Raw genomic sequence first — 6886 nt, 5'->3', positions numbered from 1 at the left:
ACACCCAGAGGAATAACCAGCAGGCAGACAGCGGAAACAGCGTAAAATACCAGTACTACCATGACGGCAGGATAAAAGCCAGGACAACGAAAGATAAAAATGATGCAATCCTTGCAAAAGAGGAATATTTGTATGCCGATGCATATGACCTGGATAACGACGGAAAAGCGGATTGCAGTAAAACAACGAGAATTGTGTCAGGTGATGAAAATTCCCCCACAGTGACCTATAATACCTATACCGACAGGGCCGGAAGGGTAATAAGGGACGGTGTGCTGCACAACGGACGGGAACTGTTCAATACCTACCAATATGATTACCTTGGAAATAAGATTCAGGAGAAATCCGTACGGGCAAACGAAGAAAACTGGACAGAGCCTTACACCATGAAGTATGCCTATGACTATGCGGGGCGGCTGCTTGAAACCACAGATATCCTTGGACAGCGGTCAACAGCCGTGTATGATGCACTGGGCAGGGTAACAGCGAAGAAGGACAATCGGGCAAATGCACAGTCTCTGCCCTATGCCACTGAATATACCTATGACAATAACGGAAGGGTAATAGTAGAAAAAATACCCTTTGAGAATTCAACGGGCACTGTTTATCATACAATAAAAAAGCACTATTATGATTCCAACGGGAATATTACAAGCGAAAGGGTTACAAATAACAAGCCGGGGCAGGCAGCCCAATACAGTCGGACGGATTTTGCATACGACTCAAAAAACCAATTGATTAAAACCATAACCTTTGAGGGAGACAGTCCTGAGAACTACACACAATATTTCTATGATGCAGCGGGCAACAAGCTAAGGATGTATACCGGCCTGGCCTCGCCCTTGACCATAAGCGGGCTTGATGCTGTGACTCCCGGCACAGACGGGGAGTACTCGGTGACAAAATACAGCTATGACCGCTTTAACAGGCTGGAAGCAATGACCGATCCCCTGGGGCAGAGTGAGACCTACAGCTATGATCTGAACGGAAACCCTGTAGGCAAAACCGACAGGAACGGAAACATAACCGCCACTGTATATGACGGACTGAACAGGCCGAAAACTGTAAGCGTGACCACCCCTGACCATACCGGAGATGTTGCAGCGAGCTACCAGTATATACTGACAGGAAACAAGCAGGCCGTAACAAGCGGAAATGTGACCACTCTGTACCGGTATGACGATCTGGGCCGCCTGTGCACCGAGACTTCGGCAGATGTGGTCAAGGAGTACGGATATGATGCCAATAACAACAGAAAAACTTTCACGGTGACAAAAAACGGTGCAAGCACCATAAACACAAGCTATGTATACGATAAAATGAACAGGCTGGAGCAGGTCTATGAAAATAGTGAGCTTCAAGCGGTGTATTCATATGATGAAAACGGAAACAGAAAGACCTTGTCCTATACAAACGGCAATGCAGCCGCCTATGACTACAATCTGAGCAACAAGCTGACCTCCCTTGTAAACAGGGACGGGATGACGGAAATATCCGGCTATGCCTATACCTATTACCTGGACGGAAACCAGGCATCAAAAACCGATAATACCGGAAAGGTCACAGAATACCAATATGACGGCCTGGGAAGATTGACAAGTGAAGCTCCTGCAGGAGAGCCGGCTATAGCGTATACCTATGACGACAGCAACAACCGGAAAACCATGACGGCAGACGGAGTGTCGTCTACAGCCTATGTCTATGATGGAAACAACAGGCTTACGGAAGAGACAAAGAATGCTGGACAGTCCTCAGAGACAACCCATTACAGCTATGACGACAACGGAAATACAATCTGCAAAATTGTGGAAGCTGCGGGAGCAGCAGGATTAGCAGGAGAAATTCCAAACCCGGAATATATGCCGGAGGCAGGCGCGTCGGCTATACAGGGGCAAACTACAGAAGCTGATATATCAGACACCGGAGCAGCAGAGGAGATAAAGTCGGCAGGAACAGTCTCTACAGAAACAGCTTTGCCGGGAACAACCTCCACGGAAAAAGCTTCGCCGGAAATAACTCCGGTGACAACCCTGGATACAACCACAGGCCAGGCACTGAGCCTTGAAGCCCAAGCACCGGGTACAGGTGAAAGCAACAATGAAGTAAATGCTGAGAATAGCATTACAATAAATGAATACAACGGTTTGAACCAACTGGTAAAAGTAACGGAAGGCGGCAATACATACAGCTATACCTACAATTGGGATGGGCTGAGGGCCTCAAAGACAGTAAACGGCGTCACTACAAATCACATATGGGACGGTGACCAGATGGTGCTGGAAACCGACGGCACAGGAAATGTAACCAATAAGTATATACGGGGAATAAATCTCATATACTCCGGGGAAGGTGAAAATAGAAGATATTTCCTGTATAATGGTCATGGAGATACAGCGCAGCTTACCGGTACAACAGGAAGCAGCATAAAAGTGTATGATTATGATGCCTTTGGAAATGAAAAGAACATAGACCCTAACGATACAAACCTGTTCAGGTACTGTGGAGAATATTTCGATAAGGAAACCGGGACTATTTATCTTAGGGCGAGGTATTATGACCCGACGATTGGCAGGTTTATTACGGAGGACAGCTATTGGGGCAAGGATAGTGATCCGCTGAGTTTGAATTTGTATACTTATTGTGGGAATAACCCTGTTAATTATTTTGACCCTAGTGGGCATGAGTACATTGTTGTGTCTGGAGGTAGGTATAGCAATGATAGCAAAGACTTTAAATATAATTTTATCGAACCAGCAATTAAGGAGTTAAGAGAATTAAGAGAACTAGATTCCAAAGAAAATATAACGTGGGTTATTTCTATGGCTGGATGGTCTAATACAGATAGGGAACACTTTATTTATGTTGCAAAGGATATTGGGGTAGACGTAAAATTTATCCATTATGCAAGTGATTTAACGGATTATATTAACTGTAAAGATGGTTCTAACAGAAGTAATGATAAAATTACAAAATTCTTTGTATTCTCTCACGGATTACCAGGCTCAATTGAGTTGGGTTACAGCCAAGATAATGCAAGTAATTATAGTATAAGTATGGATGATATTGATAGTATAGATTCAAATGCATTTAACAATCCATACTCATGGTTTGGTTCATGTAGGACTGGTACGGATGTTAACGGTCAAAATTATAGCTTTGCGCAAAAATGGGTTAATCAGGTAGGTGGAACAACAAGGGCTATAGTTGGAAGGTCATGGTACGGTGATATGAATAGGGGTGAGAGCCTTAAAAATAAAATTTACCGATTTATATATGGCTTTTCAATATATGGTTCGGTTAATTATCCAGTAACATATTCAAAACAAAAAGCTTACTGGGAAACATTTAACCCCCAAAATTGATATGTAATAAGTTTTATTGAGGAGTGAATCAAGGTGTATAAAGAAAAACATAGAGCTGGAATTAAAAAAATGATTACTAGAATTGTAATTTTTGCAGTTTTTATATTGGTTGCTGGTAATTTTCTTCCTATAAAAATGAGTGTAAATCCAAATAAGTTATATAAACAAGATAAAAATGAGACTATGTTGATTTGTGAATATGGTCAGACTACAGGACCCAATTGGGTAATTATTGGTGATAGTGAAGGCGAGTTTGATTCAGAAAGGATTGAGTTTATAGATGTTAAGTGGAGTGAACTAGGGAAAGAGCCTAATTCAAGTGTTTTGGCAGGAAAAAATAAATATGTCCTTTACGGAAAATTTATAGGAGCTAAGGCAATTGATGGAGAGAATTATAGATCTTTTGAAGTAAAGAAATGGGATATTTTATATCCTATTGATAGATTTTCATTAAGGTCATATTTTACTCCAAAAAGATATCTAAATTTATTTGATTTTTTGAAAATATAGCATGTTTTCATACACAAATGAAAAACTTCTATGAAATGCTTTTTCTTGACTTTTGTTACTGTGCTAGTTTGAATATTAATCACCAAGTATATTTGATTGTGCTGGTACGCGAGTACAATTTAAATCAATAGGTAATAATGCGACCAAAGGCGCATAGATAAAAGAACTTACTGAAATTTGTAGTGGACAGCAAGTATTTTAGCCGGTAAAGTGACAGGATGTTACTTTAAGCAGCACGCGAGACCTGGATGGTGGAGTTACTGCGACGGCGCAGAATCCTTGTGGTGAACCATACTATTTCAGTAAGTTCTTTGTTTGCAATCCCCGAGAATCCTTTGGATTCAAGGAATTAAATTCGTATGGGAGTATCAGTTAAGCAATTCTACTTGGTTAAAGAATGCTTAAACTACCAGCATATTCATAATATCAATTCTTAAATATAATCTTGTTTAGCTTTTGCGCATAGTGAACTAAAGTATTCAGAGATGTACTCAAGGAGTACAGCTATGACGCCAACAACAACAGAAAAACCTTCACGGTGACAAAAAATGGTGCAGGTACCATAAACACAGGCTATGTATACGATAAAATGAACAGGCTGGAGCAGCTTTATGAAAACAGTGAGCTTCAAGCGGTGTATTCATATGATGAAAACGGAAACAGAAAGTCATTGGCATATACAAACGGCAATGCTACCACCTATGACTACAATCTCAGCAACAAGCTGACCTCCCTGGTAAACAGGGATGGTATGACGGAAATATCAGGCTTTGACTATACCTATTACCTGGACGGAAACCAGGCATCGAAAACCGACAATACCGGAAAGGTCACAGCATACCAATATGACGGCCTGGGAAGGCTGACAAACGAGGCTCCTGCAGGAGAACCCGCTATAGCCTATACCTATGACGACAGCAATAACCGGAAAACCATGATAGTGGACGGAGTGTCATCTACAGCCTATGCCTATGACGGCAACAACAGGCTTTCGGAAGAGACAAAGAATATGGGACAGTCCTCAAAGACAACCCATTACAGCTATGACAATAACGGAAATACAATCTGCAAGTACACCGAAACAATCTCACCGGCTACGGAGGGGCAAACCACAGAAGCTGATATTTCAGCAATCGGAGCAGCGGAGGAGATAACGTCGGCAGGAACAGACTCTATAGAAACTGATTCTGCAGCTTCTACAGAAACAGCCTTGTCGGGAACAACCTCCACGGAAAAAGCTTCACTGGAAATAATCCCGATGACAACCCTGGATACAACCACAGAGCAGGCGCTGAGCCTTGAAGCCCAAGCACCGGGTACGGGTGAAAGCAAAAGCAACAATTACAGCAAATACTGAGAATAGCATTACAATAAACGAATATGACGGCTTGAACCAACTGGTAAAAGTGACGGAAGGAAGCAATACCTACAGCTATACCCACAATTGGGATGGGTTGAGAGCCTCAAAGACAGTAAACGGTGTCACCACAAACCACATATGGGACGGTGACCAGATGGTGCTGGAAATCGACGGCGCAGGAAACGTAAGCAATAAATACATACGGGGAATAAATCTCATATACGCTGAGGAAAGTGCAAATAGAAGGTATTTCCTGTATAATGGTCATGGAGACACAGTGCAGCTTACCAGTACAACAGGAAGCAGCATAAAAGTGTATGATTATGATGCCTTTGGAAATGAAAAGAACATAGACCCTAACGATACAAACCTGTTCAGGTACTGTGGAGAATATTTCGATAAGGAAACCGGGACTATCTATTTGAGGGCGCGGTATTATGACCCGGGGATTGGTAGGTTTATTACAGAGGATAGCTATTGGGGTAAGGATAGTGACCCGTTATCTTTAAATCTATACACGTATTGCTATAGTGATCCAATTATGTATAGTGACCCTAGTGGAAATATTCCAGTTGAAACAATTCTTGATGTTTTAAGTATAGGTTGGAGTTTTTCTGATTTTGTTCGCAACCCTAGTTGGGCCAATTTTGGATATTTAGCATGGGATGTGGCAGCAACGATTGTCCCGTATGCACCTGGTTCATATACAGCGAAAGGAATAAAAGCGGGTACAAAGATATTATCAAGAGCAGATGAGTATACGAAAACTGGTGTTTGGGCGATGAAAGCATTTGACCGAGGTTGGGAGATTGAAAAAGCGTTAGGTGGATGGGGTAACAATTTTCCGGTAATTGACTGGGCAATAAAAGAGTTTAGAAATGGTAAGGGATATTTAAGTGATATTAAAAGTATAAAGTCAATTGATATTACTGCAAAAACTTATCAGAAAAGTAGTAATCTAAAAAGTTTACTAAAAGGATATGTAAATGATTTAGCAAATTTTTCTGAAGCAAAATTTGAAAAAGTTAATTACTATGTTATGGATGGGACAAGTAGAACTCTTGAAATAGCTATTCCAGCAGTTGAAATGACTGCAGACCAGGCAAAGGTGTTTAAATATATTACAGACTATGCAAAAAGTGAGAAAAATATTAATGTTGTAGTAAAAATTATTAAATAATAGGAGGGGTTTTCATTTGGATACGGATTTGAAGAATTTTAGATATGTTTCATTGTTAGTTGATAAAGACAAAAATATTGTAATATTTCCTATAAGTAAATCTAATAAACTTTTAGATGATGGAGTTAGTTACGCATATTATGAAGCGTATGAGCCTATTGAACTTACTTATCCTTATGAAAGTAAAGATTTAGCATTAAAGATAGGAGAAGGTATTGAGGCATGGAATGAATATACTCCATATGAATCAAAGAAAACATTTGAAGAAAAATACTATGGTATAAAAGGTTTTAAAAATGCTTCTCTAGGGAAAAAGTATATTACATTAGGCTGGAATGACATAGAGAGTAAATATATTAGTTTGGGTTTACCGCTAAAAAAGGGTTATGGTTATATGGGAATTGAAAGTATAAAATTAAAAGAGGATGCCGACTACTTAGACTATGCTAATGCGGTTATTGATTTAATAAATCT

At 40.4% G+C, this 6886-nt stretch carries 5 protein-coding genes; all 5 read left to right on the top strand.

Annotated elements, in window-relative coordinates; all coding sequences use genetic code 11:
• Window positions 1-3362 (top strand): RHS repeat-associated core domain-containing protein (locus CLHUN_RS21190; protein WP_165755821.1); only part of this gene is annotated, 3362 nt, incomplete at its 5' end.
• 33 nt (window positions 3363-3395) lie between these two features.
• A complete protein-coding gene (locus CLHUN_RS21185; protein ID WP_080066681.1) occupies window positions 3396-3872 on the top strand; it encodes a hypothetical protein in 477 nt (158 codons plus the stop codon).
• A 538-nt stretch (window positions 3873-4410) separates the two neighbouring features.
• A complete protein-coding gene (locus tag CLHUN_RS21180; RefSeq protein WP_080066680.1) occupies window positions 4411-5229 on the top strand; it encodes an RHS repeat protein in 819 nt (272 codons plus the stop codon).
• On the top strand, window positions 5195-6412 hold the full coding sequence (locus CLHUN_RS21175) for an RHS repeat-associated core domain-containing protein (RefSeq protein WP_080066679.1): 1218 nt from the start codon (window positions 5195-5197) through the stop codon (window positions 6410-6412). The genes CLHUN_RS21180 and CLHUN_RS21175 overlap by 35 nt, the downstream gene beginning before the upstream one ends.
• A gap of 16 nt (window positions 6413-6428) precedes the next feature.
• Window positions 6429-6886 (top strand): hypothetical protein (locus tag CLHUN_RS21170; protein ID WP_133051128.1); only part of this gene is annotated, 458 nt, incomplete at its 3' end.

Source organism: Ruminiclostridium hungatei (assembly GCF_002051585.1).
Classification (GTDB): Bacteria; Bacillota; Clostridia; order Acetivibrionales; family DSM-1351; genus Ruminiclostridium; species Ruminiclostridium hungatei.
Note: the sequence above shows the minus strand (reverse complement) of the source record. Positions and strands in the feature narration are given on the sequence as shown.